The following is a 17129-nucleotide window of genomic DNA, read 5'->3' on the forward strand; positions in this document are numbered from 1 at the left end:
GATGCGACAACCTGTTTTGCACGGCGCCTGCCCTTCGGGGGGTGGGCGCCTTTTTGTGCGCGGTCGATTCTTCTCTGGCGGCGAGCGAAGGCCTATCGGGTGATGTTGGAGAGCTGTTTGTTGAAGGTCTCCACCGGATAGCCCGTCAGCACGTTTCTGGCGGCAATGAGGCAGGCGGTGAACGAGAGGCGGTTGCCGGCGTAAAGGCGCGCGGCCAATCTGACGGTCGCGCCGTCTTGGAAGGAGACGTCGTCGGCGAGAAGCTCCATCACGGTGCCGATGAGCGATCGGGGAACGCGGTAGTCCTCCTCGAGAAGCTGGACGGTAAGCGCCGCCGTTTCCGGATAAGCTTGGGCGCATCCGGAGGCGATCAGGCGCCGCGCTTTCGCCGATGGCCGCGGCTCGTCGTCGAGCAGGTAGTGCAAGAGGACGGTTTCATCCACGATGGTCGTGGCGGCATCGGCGACGGTTGTCGTGCGAAAGCGCGCGTCGCCCGTGTTCTCCCCCTGCTTTTTGAGCCATGCGGCGCGCTCGTCTCCCGTAAGGTGGGGGTTGGCGTAATGGCGCAGCTTGCCGAAAGCCGACATGCCACCCTCGCTTTTGCTGAGGTGCGGTGTGAAGGGGAGCCGCCGCTCGATAACCGATTGGGCCACGAAGAGGCGCACGGCCTCGGAGGGGGAGAGGCCAAGGGCCTCGAAGAGGCGGTCGGCTTGTTCTTTGAGATCCTCATCGATGCGAATTTGCATGGTTGCGTGCTTGGCCATGGGAGCCTCCTGGGTAGCGCCGTTGTAGCCTCTTCGGTAGTGAGAAGAGGCTTATTTCGAGGGTTCTGTGCCCAATCCACGAAGAAACCCCTGGAAAACGGAATATAGTGTAGTACAAACACATTACAAATAGAAGAAGGCCCGTCAGAGTTGCCTCCCATCTCCAATTTGAAAAAAGCCAAAATTCACTCTTGCGAAACGCTTTCGAGGGGCGTATAACGGCCGTGACATCTTCGAGGGGCACCAGCTGTCCGACTTTAACCTTTTTCCTTTGCTACGGCTTTACCGCAGGGGACACCTGCGTCCATTTTGAGGGGTGCGCAAAGGGCACTCCCGGCGATTCCGGAGCGCCGGGAAGCCGTTGCGCTGCGTCAGGTGGCGCGCGTCTTTGTTGGGTGAAGCGAGCCGCCGCTCCGTGCTTGGGCCGATCCGACGATAGGGGAGGCAACGGCAGGACGCGGAATCATGCCAGCGACGGCCTTGCGGCTGTCGCGCGAGAAGAGCGTAGGAGGATCTACATGGGTTCCAAATTCGTCATTGCCGACCCGGGCCTGTGCATCGGTTGCCAGACCTGCATGGCAGGCTGCCTTCTGAAGCACAGTGTGCCGGGTGACGTTCCCAAGCCGCGATTGAATCTCATCACTACCCTTACCATTTCGGCGCCCATCGTGTGCCACCATTGTGCCGACGCGCCCTGTGTGGCATCGTGCCCCGAAGGCGCGCTATACTTCGATGGCGCCCGCGTGGCCGTCAAGCAGGAGCGCTGCATCGGTTGCCGTAGCTGCGTGCTCGCCTGTCCCTATGGAGCCGTGGAGGTCGTCTCCCAGGAGGGCGCGGCCAAGCTCGGTGGCCTTACGGTGGAAAGCGCCCCCAAGGCGTCCCTCGTCAAGTGCGATTTGTGCTACGACCGCGAGGGCGGCCCGGCCTGCGTGGAGGCCTGTCCTACTGGGGGCCTTATGGTCGTCGACGAGGAGGAGCTGGCCGACCGCCAGCGTCAGCGCCGCATGAGGGCCGCCGTGGCCTCGGGCGCCTTCTCGAGCGTGCCCTTGAACACCGATCTCAACTAGCCCCAAGGAGGAATTGCACTATGGAAAAGCACATGGCCGTCTGCCCGTACTGCGGTGCCGGTTGCAAGCTCAATCTCATCGTGGACGACGGCATGGTCATCGGCGCCGAGGGCCTCGATGGCGTGACCAACGAGGGCGAGCTGTGCCTGAAGGGCCTGTCGGGCTTCGATTTCATCAACGACACCAAGATTCTCACGCCGCGCATCCTGCATCCGATGATCCGCCGCGAGAAGGGCGGCGAGCTGGAGCGCGTCACCTGGGACGAGGCGCTGGACTTCACGGCCAAAAAGCTCATGGCCATCAAGGAGAAGTACGGCCCCGACGCCATTATGCTCACGGGCTCCTCGCGCGGGCCGGGCAACGAGGCCAACTACGTCATGCAGAAGTTCACCCGCGCCTGCGTGGGCACCAACAACATCGACAACTGCGCCCGCACCTGTCACGGCCCCTCGGTCATCGGCCTTATGGATACCGTGGGCTCCGGCGCCATGTCCGTCTCCATTCCCAACATGGAGAACGCCGACCTCATCATGCTGTTCGGCTACAACCCCTCGGCCTCGCACCCGATCGTCGCCCGCCGCATCGTGAAGGCCAAGGAGAAGGGCGCCAAGATCATCGTCGTCGACCCGCGCTCCATTGAGACGGCGCGCATCGCCGATCTGTACATCCAGATCAAGAACGGCTGCAACCTCGCCTTCATGAATGCGTTCGCCAACGTCATCGTGAGCGAGAACCTGCACGACCGCGCCTTCATCGACGCCCACACCAACGGCTTCGACGAGTGGTGGGAGACCATCAAGAACTACACGCCGGAGTCGGTCGCCGACATCTGCGGCTGCAGCCCCGACGATATTCGCAAGGCCGCCCGCATGTACGCCACGGCCCCCAACTCCATTATCGGCTGGGGCATGGGCGTCACCCAGCAGCGCCAGGGCGTGAAGACGGTGCACACCATCGCCGCCATTGCCTGCGTCACGAACCAGATCGGCCGCGATAACGCCGGCCTGGCTCCGGTGCGCGGTCAGAACAACGTCCAGGGCTCCTGCGACATGGGCATGTGGCCGAGCCTGCTTCCCGGCTATCAGAAGGTGGAGAATCCCGAGGCTCGCGCCAAGTTCGAGAAGGCATGGGGCCTGCCGGAGGGGAAGCTTCCCGCCGAGCCCGGCTTCAAGCTGACCGATCTGCCCCACGGCGTGAAAGAGGGCAAGATCAAGGCCTTCTACAACTTCGGCGAGGATCCGCTGCAGACCGAGCCCGACTCCGCCGATATGAAGGAGACGCTGGAGAACCTCGAGCTGCTCATCAGCCAGGACATCTTCATGACCCAGACGACGGCTTTGGCCGACGTGGTGTTCCCGGGCACGTCCTGGGGCGAGCATGACGGCGTGTTCTCCGCTTCCGACCGCACCTTCCAGCGCTTTACGGCCGCCGTGCCGCCCAAGGGCGAGTGCAAGCACGACTGGCAGATCTTCAGCGAGCTGTCGACTCGCATGGGCTATCCCATGCACTACGAGGACACCCAGGAGATTTGGGACGAGATGCGCTCGCTGTGCCCGAACTTCTACGGCGCCACCTACGAGAAGATGGCCGGCGTGGGCCATGCCCAGTGGCCGATTCCGACGCTGGAATGCCCGGGTACCCCGACGCTTTACAAGAACGGCCAGTTCAACACCGCCGACAAGAAGGCCATTCTCATGGCTCACGATTTCGTGGAGCCCACCGAGATGCCCGATGATGCCTATCCGCTCGTGCTGTGCACGGTGCGCGAGGTGGGGCACTACTCCTGCCGTTCCATGACCGGCAACTGCAAGGTGCTCTCGATGCTGGCCGACGAGCCGGGCTACGTGCACATCAACCCCGCCGATGCCGCCGCCCGCACCGTCAAGGACGAGGATCTGGTCTGGGTGAGCTCGCGCCGCGGCAAGGTGATCACGCGCGCGAAGCTGGACGAGCGCATCAACAAGGGCGCCGTCTACATGACCTACCAATGGTGGATCGGCAAGTGCAACGACCTGACCATGCACGTGACCGACCCGTTGTCCGGCACGCCCGAGGACAAGTACTCCGCCTGCGAGGTGCACTGCATCGACGACCAGGTGTGGGCTGAGCGCCATATGCAGTCGCTCTACAGCGCGATGAAGGATCGCCTGGCCGCAGAAGCGGCGCCTCAGAACGTCGCGCCCGCCGCTCAGTAGGGCGCCTCGCTACCGCACTCATTCCGAAAGGACTCTGATGAACACTTTCATCGCCATAGAGCCGGATAGGTGCATTGGATGCGGCACGTGCCTTGCCGCCTGCAGCCACGGCCACCGGGTGGCCGGGCTGCAGGCGGAGCCCCGTCTCGCACTGACGTTTACCCCGCAGGTGACGGCGGCCGTCACCTGCCATCAGTGCGAGGGGGCGCCGTGCTTGGCGGTTTGCCCCGTGGATGCGATCAAGCGCACCGAAGAGGCCATCGTCGTGAACGAGCAGACCTGCATAGGCTGCAAGCTGTGCGCGGTGGTGTGCCCCTTCGGCGCCATCCATCCCTCGGGCACGTCCACGGCGGGCGTTGCCGGCATCTCCTATCCCACTCCCACTCAGCCACGGGGCACATCGCCTCTGCTGGCTTGGAGCATCGGCGTCTACACCTGCGCCGTCAAGTGCGACCTGTGCTCCACCTTGGGCCCCGACGAGGAGCCCCATTGCGTCGAAGCGTGTCCGACCAAGGCACTCTACGTGCGCGATGCCATGACGCTCGCGGGCGTTCGCAAGGACAAGATGCGCGCTGCCGTGGCGGCCAACCAGATCATGATGGGTCGAACGACGAACTTGAAGGAGGCCTAAATGTTGGAACTGATACTGCTTTCCCTCGGGCTCTCCTGCGCCACAGGCGTACTGTCGCTGGTGACGTCGAAGGCCCGCGCTGCTTCCAAGACCATCGCTTGCGTCGGCGGCATGGGCGCGGCGGCCTTGAGTTTCATCGGCGGTGTGGGTGCGCTGTTCCAGACGGCCACCTACGCCAGCTGGATCGGACCTATGCCCTTCACGAACTTCACGCTCTTGCTGAACCCGCTGGCCGGCCTTCTCATCGCGGTCATCGCCGCGCTGGCCTTCGTGGCGTGGCTCTACGGGCTTTCCTACTTCGATGAGTACTACGAGGCGGGCATTGGCGTCATCGGGTTCTTCATGAACCTGTTCATCGCCTCCATGAACCTCGTCATCCTTGCCGACAACGCCTTTTGGTTCCTCGTGTTCTTCGAGCTGATGTCGCTCACGTCCTACGTGCTCGTCATCATCGACCGGACGGAAGCGTCGCTCAAGGGCGGTTTTCTGTACCTCATCATGGCCCATATCGGCTTTCTGATGATCGCGTGCTCGTTCTTCGCTATGGCCTCGGCCACCGGCTCGCTCGAGTTCGAGGCGTTCCGTACTCATGCGTTCGCTCCCGGCATCGCCACGCTGGCCTTCGCGCTGGCCTTCTTCGGCTTCGGGGCGAAGGCGGGCATGGTGCCCTTCCATTCGTGGCTGCCCCAGGCCCATCCGGCGGCGCCCTCCAACGTGAGTGCGCTCATGTCCGGCGGCATGATCAAGATCGGCATCTTCGGTATTTGCAAGGTGTGCTTCGATCTGCTCGGCGCTGCGGGCGGTGAAGTCGGTTGGGGCGTGCTCGTCATCGTCATCGGCGCCGTCTCCTCGGTGCTCGGCGTGGTCTATGCCCTGGGAGAGCACGACCTCAAGAGCCTTCTGGCCTACCACTCCGTCGAGAACATCGGCATCATCCTGCTTGGTGTCGGCGTGGGCATCTACGGCTGGGCCGCAGGTCTGCCCTGGCTTGCCGCCATCGGGCTTCTGGCCGGTCTTTACCACTTGGTGAACCATGCCATGTTCAAGGGCCTGCTCTTCCTCGGTGCCGGTAGCGTGCTGCACGCCACGGGCACTCGCAACATGGAGGTGCTCGGCGGTCTGGCGAAGGCGATGCCCGTCACGGCGGTGTGCTTCCTCATCGGCTCCCTCGCTATTTCGGCCATCCCGCCGCTCAACGGCTTCGTGTCCGAGTGGTTCACCTACCAGGGACTCATTGGGGCGGCCATGGACGGTGGCATCTTCATGCGTATCGTCTTCGCCTTTGCCGTGGTGGCCCTCGCCGTCACCGGCGCTCTGGCGGTCACCTGCTTCGTGAAGGCCTTCGGCGTGACGTTCCTCGCCCGTCCCCGTTCGGAGGCGGCCGAGCATGCCCACGAGGTGCCGGCTCCCATGACCATCGCCATGGTCATCCTCACGGTGGCCTGCATTTCCCTGGGACTCGGCGCGGCCTGGGTGGCGCCTGTTGTCAGCTCCATCGCGAGCTCGATGCTCGCGGCACCGTCTCTGCCGGTGGTCGAGGGCGCGACACTGGTGTCCTTGGACACGGTCTCGGTGGTCTCGCCGCTCATCATGGCCGCTCTTATGGCCGTCGTCATCGCCCTGTGCGCCTTGTTGCGCAATGCCGCCAATCGGAAGGCTGGCATGAAGAGCGACCCGAGCACCTGGGCATGCGGCTATGAGGCGGATCTGTCCATGGAGACGCTCGCCTCTACGGTGGGCGCGAACGTCAAGACCTTCATGGGCCCGCTTTACGCTCTTCGCTACGGCGTGAACCGCGCCGGCCAGGCGGTTGCCCGCTTGATCGCCCGCGCGCTTGAGTCCGATGCCGAAGAGGCTCCCGCCACCCCCGTGGCGACCGGTGGTGCGGCCTCGCGCTACGATCGCGACCGGACGGTCGGCATTGCTCCGGCTGAGCGGCATGCTCCGGCGCTTTCCAATTCGGTGCTCTCCGTCGTGAGCGATGTGGGCGCTTGGTTCGGCCGCATGGAGAGCGGGGATTTCCGCACCTACATCGTTTACATCGTCGGCGCGCTGGTGTTCTTCCTCGCGCTCATCATCCTGGTACGTTAGGGGGATGCCATGACTATCATTATCGCGATACTTCAGGCCATCCTTCTGGTCGCCATCGCCCCGCTTCTTTCCGGCATCACCCGCAAGATTCGCGCGAAGATGCACTCCCGTACGGGCACGAGCGTGCTGCAGGACTATTACGACCTGGCGAAGCTGTGGCGTCGCTGCGAGGTGAAGGAGGGCGGAAGCAGCATTGTCTCCCGCCTTACGCCACCGATATTCTTGGGCTCGTTTATCCTGCTCGCCGCGGGTCTTCCGCTTATGACCCAGGCGTGCCCGGTGCCTATTCTCGGCGACATCATCACCATTCTGTATCTTATGGCCCTTCCGCGCTTCATGTTCGCCCTGGCCTCCATCGACTCGGCCGGTTCCTACACGGCCATCGGCGGTGTGCGCGAGCTGCTCGTGGGCGTGCTGGTTGAGCCCTCGCTCATCCTGGTGCTCTTCGTCATGGCCGTGGCCGCGGGCTCGACCAACGTGGGGCTTATGGCCTCATCGGTAGCCAATCTGACGGCATGCCCCTTGGTGGCCGTCGTCGTGGCCGGCGTGGCCTGCGCCATGGCCTGCTACATCGAGATGGGGAAGCTCCCGTTCGATCTGGCCGAGGCGGAGCAGGAGATTCAGGAAGGACCTCTGGCCGCCTACTCGGGCCCGTCGCTGGCCATGATGAAGCTGGGCGTTTCGCTCAAACAGCTCGTGGTGGCGAGCTTGTTCGTGGCGATCTTTCTGCCCTTCGGCGCGGCGGCCACGGCGTCCCCTCTCGATCTGCTCGGCGGCCTGGTTGCCTACGCATGCAAGGTGCTCGTGGTGTTCCTTATCGCCTCGGTGATCGAGAACGCGGTCATGCGCGTGCGCTACAAGTATCTCGGCCGTTACACCTGGTTCGTCGTGGGGATCGCCTCGCTGTCCCTCGTGTTCCTCGTCATTGGAATTTAGGTGGTGAATATGTTCGGTTACCCATTGGTCAATGTGCTTGGCGCCTGCCTCATCATCACCTCGATGATGGTGGTGCTCGCCCGCACCGGACGGGCGGCGGCCTTCTTGTACTCGCTGCAGTCCTTGGTGCTCGTTGGCGTGCTCGCTTCGCTCGGCGCCGTCACAGGCTCGGCAGAGCTGTTCACCTGGTCGGCCACGGCCTTTGCCACGAAGGTGGTGCTTGTGCCCGCCATCCTGCTGTTCACGCTGAAGAAGATCGGCGATGATGCCGAGGCGGATCTGCCGCCGAAGCTGAACCCCATGAAGTCGGTGGCGCTGGTGGCCGTAGAGGTGTTCGTCTGCTTCGTGGCCGTCTCCGGCATCGATTTGCCCACGGCGGCGGCAGTCAAGCCCACGCTGGCCGTGTCGCTCGCGCACTTCTTCATCGGGCTCACCTGCATCGTTATCCAGCGCTCCATCTTCAAGCAGATCTTCGGGTACTGTCTGATGGAGAACGGCTCCCATGTGACGCTCGCGCTTCTGGCGCCTCAGGCTCCGGAGCTGGTGGAGATCGGTGTCGCCACCGACGCCATCTTCGCGGTGATTATCTTGGCGGTGCTCGTATGGCGCATGGCGCGCTATGCGCACACCCTTGACGCCGACGACCTCTGCGAGCTGAAGGGATAAGCCATGGATTACTCAATGTTACTTCTGGTGCTTTTGGGCTGTCCTTTGGCGGCGGCGCTGCTCATTGCCGCGCTGCCGGCGAAATCGACTCTCCGCGGCGCCTACGAGGCTCTTCACGTACTCTCCCTGGCGGGCGTCGCGGTAGCGGGCCTAACGCTTGTGGTGGCCGCCTTTGCGGGCAGCGACATCTTCGCTTTGGGGGAGTGGTTCCATCTCGACGGTCTCAGCGCCCTGTTCTTGGGGCTCATCGCCGTCATCGCGCCCTGCACGGGCGTGTACTCGCTGCCCTATGTGGCCCACGATGTGGCCGAGGGTAAGCTCGGGCCCTCCCAGGTGAAGCAGTACTACGCCTTCTTCAGCCTGTTCGTATTCTCGATGATTCTCGCCGTCACCTCCAACAACATCATCATGATGTGGGTTTCGGTGGAGGCCACGACGCTCTCCACGGTGTTCCTCGTCGGTGTTTATCGCACGAAGCTCGCCCTGGAGGCGGCCTGGAAGTACGTCATCGTCTGCACGGCCGGCGTGGCCTTTGGCTTGTTCGGGACGCTGCTCGTCTATGCGAACGCCGCCGACATCATGGCCGATCCGCATCAGGCGGTGTTCTGGACGTCCATCCTGCCCAACGCGCCGCTTATGGATCATTCGCTCATGATGATCGCCTTTGTGTTCGCGGCCATCGGGTTCGGTACCAAGGCGGGCCTGTTCCCCATGCACACGTGGCTGCCCGACGCCCACTCCGAGGCGCCGAGCCCCGTGTCGGCCCTGCTCTCCGGCGTGCTTTTGAAGTGCGCCATCCTCATCGTGCTGCGCTTCTACATTCTGACGGCGGCCAATGTGGGCGCGACGTTCCCCCAGACGGTCATGATGATCCTGGGCGTGCTGTCGGTGTGCTATGCGGCCTTCGAGGTGTACAAGCAGAACGACCTCAAGCGCAAGATGGCCTACAGCTCGTGCGAGAACGTGGGGCTCATCGCCGTGTGCTTCGGCATCGGCGGTCCCCTCGGCATCATCGCCGGGCTCGTGCACTGCATTGCCCACGGCCTCACCAAGGCCCTCATGTTCTGCCTGTCCGGCAATGTGATGATGAAGTACCACACGCGCGACCTTGCGAAGATCTCGGGCATCATCTCGGTGGCGCCGGTGACCGGCGTGCTGTTCGCGGCTGGCTGTCTGGCCTTGGCGGGCTTCCCTCCCTTTGCCATGTTCGTCAGCGAGATGTTCATGGTTCTCGCCGGCGTGGCTGCGGAAGTTTGGTGGGCCGTGGCGCTGGTGCTCGTGGCGCTTGTGGTGGTGATTATGGCGCTCGTGCGCATGATCACCGGATCGGCGCTGGGTCGCGCGCCCGAAGGCGTGAAGCGCTGTGACGTGCCCGCTTTGGCGCTTGTGCCCGAGGTGGTGCTCCTCGCTTTGGTGGTGCTGCTCGGCGTGGCGCTGCCGGGGCCCTTGGCCGGCTCCATTGAAGAGGCCAGCGCCATTGTTATGTCCTACGAGGAAGAGGGCCTCTCTTCCGGCAGCTTGTTCGAAGATGCCCTGGCGGCCTTGGCCTTCGATGATACCCCCGAGGAGGTGTTCGAGTAATGACGACGAAGAAGCAGTCGCCTTTGCGCGTGGGCGAGACCCATGTTCAGGCCGTGAGGGACACCTTTCCCGGCGCGGTGCTCGATGCGACGTGGCAGGCCGCCGATCAGGTGACCATTACGGTGCCCACCGATATGCTGCCCGATGTGGTGGAGTTTCTGTACTACGGCCGCGGCGGCTGGCTGCCCAACATGGTGGCCAACGACGAGCGCCCGCTGCACGGTTGCTACGCCCTGTACTACCTGCTCTCCATGGAAGAGAGCGATCCGGGGTTCGTGGTGGTGCGTGCCGAGGTGGATCCGCATTCCATGGAATACCCGTCGGTGACCCCGCGGGTTCCCGCTTGCGTGTGGAGCGAGCGCGAGGCCTTCGACATGTTCGGCCTGCGCGCAGTGGGGCTCCCCGACGAGCGCCGGCTCGTGCTGCCGGACGATTGGCCCTGTGATCTGTACCCGCTGCGCAAGGACTCCATGGACTACCGCAAGCGCCCGGCTCCCGTGACCGATGTGGAGAACTACTCGTTTCTCTACGAGGGCCATGCCGAGGAGACGACCGAGGTGCCCATGGGCCCTCTGCACATCACCTCCGACGAGCCGGGGCACTTCCGCCTGTTCGTGGAAGGGGAGGACATCATTGATGCGGACTACCGCCTGTTCTACGTGCACCGCGGCATGGAGAAAGTGGCTGAGAGCCGCCTGAACTACGACGCTGTGACGTTTCTGGCGGATCGCATCTGCGGCATCTGCGGCAACGCCCACTCGGTGGCCTACGCCGAGGCGGTGGAACATGCCCAGGGCATCGAGGTGCCCGTGCGCGCCCAGTACATCCGCTCCATCTTGCTGGAGGTCGAGCGTTTGCACTCTCATTTGCTGAACTTGGGGCTGGTGTGCCATTACTGCGGGTTCGATACGGGATTTCAGCACTTCTTCCGGGTTCGCGAGAAGACCATGGACTTGGCCGTGCTGCTCACCGGCGCTCGCAAGACCTACGGCCTGAACCTCATCGGAGGCGTGCGGCGCGACATCTTGGACGAGCAGAAGCTCGCCACGATCAAGTACGTGCGGGAGCTGCGGCACGAGGTGGAGGCGCTGGTGGACATGCTCGTGTCCACGGCCAACTTCGAATCGCGCACGGCCGGCATCGGAAGGCTCGACCCGGCGGTGGCCCGCGACTTTAGCCCCGTGGGCCCCTGCGTTCGCGGCAGCGGCATCGCCCGCGACGTCCGCTTCGACCATCCCTTCGACGGCTACAAGTTCCTCGTGGGCATGTCGGCGCGCAGCCACGACGGCTGCGACGTGCAGAGCCGTACCCTGGTGCGCGTCGAGGAGTTTATGGACTCCCTCGATATGATCGAGCAGCTGCTCGACGGTGCGCCGGAAGGCCCCATCCAGGCGGAGAACTGGCAGTACACGCCGCACAAGTTCGCCTTGGGCTACACCGAGGCGCCCCGAGGCGAAGATATGCACTGGGCCCAGGTGGGGGACAACCAGAAGTGCTATCGCTGGCGCGCCAAGGCGGCCACGTACTCGAACTGGCCGATCCTGCGCTACATGTTCCGCGGCAACACCGTGGCCGACGCCGCTATAATCGTGGGCTCCATGGATCCGTGCTATTCCTGCACTGATCGCGTGACGGTGGTCGATGTCAAGAAGAAGACGTCCACCGTGCTCACCAAAGATCAGCTCGAGGGCTACTGCCGCCGCCGCACGCACTCGCCTCTTTCCGGGAAGGGGTGGTAGGCTATGTTGAAGCTGTTCAAAGAGATTCGCAAAACCGGCGACGCCACGGTGGGCTATCCTTTCGCTCCTCTGGAGATGCCCGCAGGGTTTCGCGGCAAGCCGGAGCACAACGAGAAGCTCTGCATCGCCTGTGCGGCCTGCGCCATCGCCTGTCCCGCCAACGCCATTACCATGGAGCTCGATGCTGAGCAGAACTATCTCACGTGGGATATCAGCTACGGTCGCTGCATCTTCTGCGGGCGATGCCAGGAGGTCTGCCCCCTGTTCGCCATCGAGCTGACGACCGACTTCGAGCTGGCCGTGACGAACAAGGAGGATCTGCGCGAGTCCTGCTCCTACGGCGTGGCCCGCTGCGCTCGCTGCGGCAAGCCCTATGCCCCGGCCAAGGAGGTCGATTATGCTCGCCGCGTGCTCGCGGGCGTGGGCGGCTCTGCCGCGGCTGATATCGAAAAGGTCGACCTGTGCCTGGATTGCCGCCGTATCGACGATGCCGAGGCCTTTGCGCACCAGGCGCCCGAGAGGGGGGAGGAGTAAATGCTGGAGAACGATTTTCCGCTCGATCTCCAATGGCGGCCCGATCCGGTCGTGCTGGACGCGAAGGTGGCCGAGGCGAAGCAGAAGCTCCTTGAGTCCATCAAGCGCTCTGTGTACGTCTATCGCGTCGATTGCGGCGGTTGCAATGGCTGCGAGATCGAGATTTTCGCCACCATCACCGCGGTCTTCGACGCGGAGCGCTTCGGCATAAAGGTCGTGCCCTCGCCGCGCCATGCGGATATGCTCATCTATACCGGGGCCATGACGCGCTCCATGCGGGAGCCGGCGCTTCGGGCCTACCATGCGGCCCCCGATCCGAAGATCGTGATGTCGTACGGGGCTTGCGGGTGCACGGGCGGCATCTTCCACGACAACTACTGCGTGTGGGGCGGCACCGATCCGATTCTGCCGGTCGACGTGTACGTGCCGGGATGCCCGCCCTCGCCGCCGGCCACGATCTTCGGGTTCGCCACGGCTTTGGGCCTTTTGGACCAGAAGTTGCACGCGAGCCACCATGTGGCCCCGGCCGGCGAGCAGGCGCCCGTGGCCTTCCCGGCCATTCCCTACAAGGTGCGCACGGCGTTCGAGCGCGAGGCGCGCCGCATGAGCGGGTACTACTACGGAAAGCAGATCGTGGACGAGTTCATGCTGGCGTTGTCCAAGGACACGGTGGATGCCCTGGGAGCGGCCGATGCGCTCATCGCCGCCGAGACCGATACGCGCAAGCGCGCCGTGTTCATGGATCTGAAGGCGCTGCTTTTGAGCAAGGTCGTCGACGAATGAGCGTGACCGTGCGACAGCGATGCGGGCGCGAGGCCGCCGGTTTCGAGGAGCCGGCGGCCTCGGGGGACGTCCTTTCGCCCACAAGGCCGCTCGCGGCCCATACCACCGATGGGCGCACGGCTCGCGAGGTGGTGTTCTACCGGCTGGGCGAGAAGTTCGTCGACCACGAGCGCTCTATCCCTGAGGATGTGCGGTCGGTGCTGTACTACACGCTGGCCATTGGGCACCATACCGGGGTCATCGACTGCCTCGCCCCGCGCTTGACGACTTCGCGCGAGGTGTTCGCCGACGTGCTGGCGCTTCTCGGCCCGGGTAAGGCCCACGACAAGCTGGCGGGTATTGAGAAGTTCGGCGAGATCGAGGTGAAAAAGGAGCACGTGCCCGTGCTGAAGCCCGCGGTTCTCGCGGCGCTCGATCGCGTGGGCGCTGCCCTGGAAGTGAGCGACGAGCCGCCCTTGCGCGCCGTGTCGGAGGCGGTTGTCGCCATCGACGCCCCGGCGTGGCTGGAGGAGTTCCTCCGTCTCTTGGAGGAGATACAGTGCGAGCCGTGCGTGTACGCCATGGGGAGGAGGGTCACATGCTGAATGCCGAGGAGATTCTCCTGGCCAGCGAGGCGTCCAAGCGCGGTGGCAACATCGTCTTCTGCGTGGGCAGCGTCCTGCGCGGCGACGATGCGGCCGGGCCTCTGCTGGCCAAGAAGCTGGAGGATTTTCCCGTGGAGGGTTGGATGGCCGTGGACGGCGGCCAGACCCCCGAGAACGATCTGGGCTATCTGCGGCGCCTTGCGCCGAGGCGGCTTCTGCTGGTGGATGCGGCGGCCATGGGCCTTGAGCCCGGCGCTATCCGCCGCCTTCAGGCCGCGGACGTGGCCACGCAGTCGCTCATAACGACCCACACGCTGCCCATCACGTACCTGCTCGGCGAGCTGGAGGCCGTGTGCGAGGAGGTCGTGTTCCTGGGCGTGCAGCCCGCGGGAACCGAGTTCTTCGATCCGGTGAGCCCCCGGGTGCTCGCGGCCGTGGAACACGTGTACCAGTGCCTCGCCGACGGCGCCGATTTTACGCAGTACCCCTTTGTGAATTGAGATGACGCACGTAGGTGCGCCTTTGATAACTTGGAAAGGATTGAAACGACTATGTCTATTGTGAAAGAAGATCTGGCCGCTGTGAGCCCCGATGCGCTCGCGCCGGCGGCCACCGAGGCCAAGGCCGAGAGCATCGGCGTGACGAAGGCGGCCATGCCCGGCGCCAAGTGCTTCGTCTCCGCCATGCTCGCCGGCGCCTTCATCGGCTTCGGCGGCATGTACTTCTGCACCTTCCTCGGCGACACCACCATGGCCTTCGGCGTGCAGCGCCTCGTCGGCGGCTTGTGCTTCTGCCTGGGCCTGTGCCTGGTGCTGTGCTGCGGCGCGGAGCTGTTCACGGGCAACGTGCTCATGGTGTGCGCGAAGGCGTCGAAGAAGATCACCTTCGGCGGCCTGTTCCGCAACTGGGGCATCGTATGGGTCGGCAACCTCGCCGGATCGCTTCTGGCCATGTTCATCATCTTCATGTCGAATTTGCAGGGCATGAACGGGGGCGCCGTGGGCGAGGCGTTCGTCTCGGTGGCCGCCGGCAAGGTGTCGCTCGCGCCCGAGGTGCTCTTCTTCAAGGCAATTCTCTGCAACATCCTCGTGTGCCTGGCCGTATGGATCGGCTTCTCCTCGAAGACGACGGCCGATAAGGTTCTGGGCATCCTGCTTCCCATTTCGGCCTTCGTGGCCTGCGGGTTCGAGCACTGCGTGGCGAACATGTTCTTCCTTCCCATGGGCCTGGTGCTCAACGGCCTCGGCTTCGGCGCGGCCGGCGCGGTGACGCTGGGGGGCGTTGCCTACAACCTCGTGCTCGCCACGCTCGGCAACATTGTCGGCGGTCTTTTGGTGGGTCTGGCCTACTGGTTCATCTACCACAAGAAGCAGGAGAAGTAGATCATGAACGTGATCGATCGGTATCGGGAGGGCGAGCCGGTGGAGCTCTGCGAGGGCGAGCTGCTGACGCCGGCGGGACTTGCCGGCGACGCCGCGAGAGGGGTGCTCGTCGAGCATGCCATGGAGGTGACCGTCAACACGGTGCCCACCATGCGCGTCGTCTGCACTCCCGATCACCTGGTCGATTTGGTGGTGGGCCGTCTCTACACCGAGGGCATCGTGGGAGGGCTCGACGATATCGAGGACATCTACGTATGCGACCAGGGGACACGGGCTTCGGTGCTGCTCTCCCGCCACCATGCCGATTTCTCGCGGAAGGGTGTCGAGACGATTCCCTCGTGCTGCACGGGCAACCGCGTCTATAACCGCTACTTCACCAGCGACGAGCGTCCGGCCAAGGTGAAGCCCATGCCGTGGGAGGCGGCATGGGTCTTCGCCGCGGCGCGAGCGTTTGCGGAGGATTCGCCTCTGCACAAGGCGACGACGGGCACTCACAGCTGCTATCTCGTGCTCGGGGGCACGGTGGTCGTCTGCCGCGAGGATCTAGGTCGCCACAACGCCTTCGACAAGGTGGTGGGGGCCGCTTTGCGCGAGGGCATCGATTTGCGGGACGCGCTGATCTTCTCGAGCGGTCGTTTGCCGGTGGACATGGTCATGAAGGCCATTCATGCTGGCGTTCCGATTTTGGCCACCAAGGCGGTTCCCACCGACGAGACTATTCGCCTCGCCCGCGAATTCGATCTGACGCTTATCTGCCAGGCGCGTCCCGATTCGGCCGTGGTCTATAACGACCCTTTGGGGGAGACGCGCTAGGGGGTTGAGAAGGGGAGGCCGATGAGCGCCGCGAAGCGACAATCTGCGAGGGCGGGCGTGATTTTCGCGCTCGCCTTGGTGGTGCTCGGGGCGCTGGTCGGCCTGCTCACCGTTGCGCTCAGCGTTGCCGTAGGCGGGGGCGCCTCCCTGTTTGCGGAGCGACCGCAGCTCGTTTGGCTGCTGCCGGTGACGGGGCTTTGCTCCTATGGGGCGTATCGGGCGGTCGGCCTTGATTTTTCCTGGAGCACCGCTCGGGTTATGGAGGCGGTTCGCGATGGGCGCTCGGTGCCTCCGCTGCTTGCGCCGGCGATCATCGTGGGCACGGCGCTCACGGTGCTGTGCGGAGGGTCGGTGGGCAAGGAGGCGGCGGCGCTCCAGATGGGCGCGGCGGCAAGCGGCCTTTTGCGCGGCCGTGTTTCCGCGCGTTTCCGCACGGTGCTGGCGCCGGCGGCCATGGGCGCCGCTCTCGGCGCCATGCTGGATGCTCCGTTGGCGGGCGTCGTGTTCTCCTTCGAGGCACTTCGCCGAAGACCCGACTCGTTTGCTTCGCTGGCTGCGCCGGCGGTGACGTCTTTAGTGTCCTGGGGCGTGGTGCGGGCGATGGGCGTGCGCTTTCTTCCGGGTTCCGTTGCGGCGCCGGCCGTATTGGACGTCGTCTTCGCGGGCGATTCCTTCATGGGGGATCGGGTTGCCGGGGCTCTGCTTTTGCTCGCTGCGGTGGGTGCGGCGGCGGGACTGCTGACCCTTGCTTTCTGCGGAGCGCTTGAGAAGCTTCGGGGCGGTCTCGCCCGGCTCGGGGCGCCCGTCTTCGCGCTGGCGGTCGGGGGAGTGGCCACGGCGCTCGTCGTCGGCTATGCGGATCTTTTCCACTACGAGGACGTGCGCTCGTACTGCGGTACGGGCCTTTCGCAGATTGAGGCGGCTCTGGCGGGCGAGGCTCTGCCTTGGTGGGCCTTCATCGTAAAGGCGGCGCTTACGCTGCTCACTCTTGCCGGCGGTTTCAAGGGCGGCGAGATCATGCCCGTTCTCGCCACTGGCGCCTGCCTCGGCGCGGCAGTCTTCTCCGCTGCGTCGCCGCTTCTCCCCGCATCTATCTTGGGCGCTGTGGGAGCGAGTAGGTCTCTCGGAGCCCTCGTCGGCATGGTCGCCTTTTTCGCCGCCTGCACCAACTGCCCTCTGACGGCTCTCGCGTTTGCGGGGGAGCTTTTCGGCTTCGCTTCCTTGCCCGCCACGATTGTTGCAATAGCTCCCGCCTGTCTGATCGCCCGCCGGGTCAGTCTTTATCCAACCTCCTTGCAGCGCGCGCGAGGCAAATGCCAGTTCGACCCCGCTTTGGCGTCTCGCGATGCCAGTTGAGGGGCGC

The 17129-nt window shown here is 64.4% G+C and carries 16 protein-coding genes; 15 read left to right on the forward strand and 1 reads right to left on the reverse strand.

Annotation, left to right across the window (positions count from 1 at the left end):
* Nucleotides 1-92: 92 nt before the first annotated feature.
* Nucleotides 93-764: a type II toxin-antitoxin system RelB/DinJ family antitoxin gene (locus AEQU_RS01525; protein WP_022738996.1), complete on the reverse strand. Its 672-nt coding sequence runs from the start codon at nt 762-764 to the stop codon at nt 93-95.
* A gap of 518 nt (nt 765-1282) precedes the next feature.
* Here AEQU_RS01525 and AEQU_RS13010 point away from each other — a divergent pair.
* From AEQU_RS13010 to AEQU_RS01600, 15 genes are read left to right on the forward strand one after another with little or no spacing between them, the layout of a single operon-like run.
* Entirely contained in the window at nt 1283-1831 is a 549-nt protein-coding gene (locus AEQU_RS13010) for a 4Fe-4S dicluster domain-containing protein (RefSeq protein ID WP_022739000.1), read from the forward strand.
* Between the two features lie 20 nt (nt 1832-1851).
* A complete protein-coding gene (fdhF, locus tag AEQU_RS01535; RefSeq protein WP_022739002.1) occupies nt 1852-4026 on the forward strand; it encodes a formate dehydrogenase subunit alpha in 2175 nt (724 codons plus the stop codon).
* Nucleotides 4027-4063: 37 nt separating this feature from the next.
* The gene (locus AEQU_RS01540; protein WP_022739005.1) at nt 4064-4657 is read left to right on the forward strand and encodes a 4Fe-4S dicluster domain-containing protein; all 594 of its coding nucleotides are present in this window, start codon (nt 4064-4066) and stop codon (nt 4655-4657) included.
* Entirely contained in the window at nt 4658-6748 is a 2091-nt protein-coding gene (gene hyfB, locus AEQU_RS01545) for a hydrogenase 4 subunit B (RefSeq protein WP_022739008.1), read from the forward strand.
* Between the two features lie 9 nt (nt 6749-6757).
* Nucleotides 6758-7684: a respiratory chain complex I subunit 1 family protein gene (locus AEQU_RS01550; protein ID WP_022739012.1), complete on the forward strand. Its 927-nt coding sequence runs from the start codon at nt 6758-6760 to the stop codon at nt 7682-7684.
* A 9-nt stretch (nt 7685-7693) separates the two neighbouring features.
* The gene (hyfE, locus tag AEQU_RS01555; protein WP_041714797.1) at nt 7694-8350 is read left to right on the forward strand and encodes a hydrogenase 4 membrane subunit; all 657 of its coding nucleotides are present in this window, start codon (nt 7694-7696) and stop codon (nt 8348-8350) included.
* A 3-nt stretch (nt 8351-8353) separates the two neighbouring features.
* Nucleotides 8354-9931, forward strand: coding sequence for a hydrogenase 4 subunit F (locus tag AEQU_RS01560; RefSeq protein ID WP_022739018.1), 1578 nt, complete (start codon nt 8354-8356; stop codon nt 9929-9931).
* Entirely contained in the window at nt 9931-11670 is a 1740-nt protein-coding gene (locus tag AEQU_RS01565; protein ID WP_022739022.1) for a hydrogenase large subunit, read from the forward strand. Before AEQU_RS01560 ends, AEQU_RS01565 begins: the two co-directional genes overlap by 1 nt.
* 3 nt (nt 11671-11673) lie before the next feature.
* Nucleotides 11674-12204: a formate hydrogenlyase complex iron-sulfur subunit gene (locus AEQU_RS01570; RefSeq protein ID WP_022739026.1), complete on the forward strand. Its 531-nt coding sequence runs from the start codon at nt 11674-11676 to the stop codon at nt 12202-12204.
* Nucleotides 12205-12987, forward strand: coding sequence for an NADH-quinone oxidoreductase subunit B family protein (locus AEQU_RS01575; protein WP_022739030.1), 783 nt, complete (start codon nt 12205-12207; stop codon nt 12985-12987). It begins immediately after the preceding gene.
* On the forward strand, nt 12984-13571 hold the full coding sequence (locus AEQU_RS01580) for a formate hydrogenlyase maturation HycH family protein (RefSeq protein WP_022739033.1): 588 nt from the start codon (nt 12984-12986) through the stop codon (nt 13569-13571). Before AEQU_RS01575 ends, AEQU_RS01580 begins: the two co-directional genes overlap by 4 nt.
* A complete protein-coding gene (gene hycI, locus AEQU_RS01585; protein WP_051353361.1) occupies nt 13565-14071 on the forward strand; it encodes a hydrogenase maturation peptidase HycI in 507 nt (168 codons plus the stop codon). The genes AEQU_RS01580 and hycI overlap by 7 nt, the downstream gene beginning before the upstream one ends.
* 51 nt (nt 14072-14122) lie before the next feature.
* Complete coding sequence (locus AEQU_RS01590; protein ID WP_022739041.1) at nt 14123-14953, forward strand: formate/nitrite transporter family protein; 831 nt, start codon at nt 14123-14125, stop codon at nt 14951-14953.
* 3 nt (nt 14954-14956) lie between these two features.
* On the forward strand, nt 14957-15766 hold the full coding sequence (gene fdhD / locus AEQU_RS01595; RefSeq protein ID WP_022739045.1) for a formate dehydrogenase accessory sulfurtransferase FdhD: 810 nt from the start codon (nt 14957-14959) through the stop codon (nt 15764-15766).
* A gap of 21 nt (nt 15767-15787) precedes the next feature.
* Nucleotides 15788-17122: a chloride channel protein gene (locus tag AEQU_RS01600; RefSeq protein ID WP_041714321.1), complete on the forward strand. Its 1335-nt coding sequence runs from the start codon at nt 15788-15790 to the stop codon at nt 17120-17122.
* Nucleotides 17123-17129: the final 7 nt, after the last annotated feature.

The sequence above is a fragment of the Adlercreutzia equolifaciens DSM 19450 genome (assembly GCF_000478885.1).
Taxonomy (GTDB): domain Bacteria; phylum Actinomycetota; class Coriobacteriia; order Coriobacteriales; family Eggerthellaceae; genus Adlercreutzia; species Adlercreutzia equolifaciens.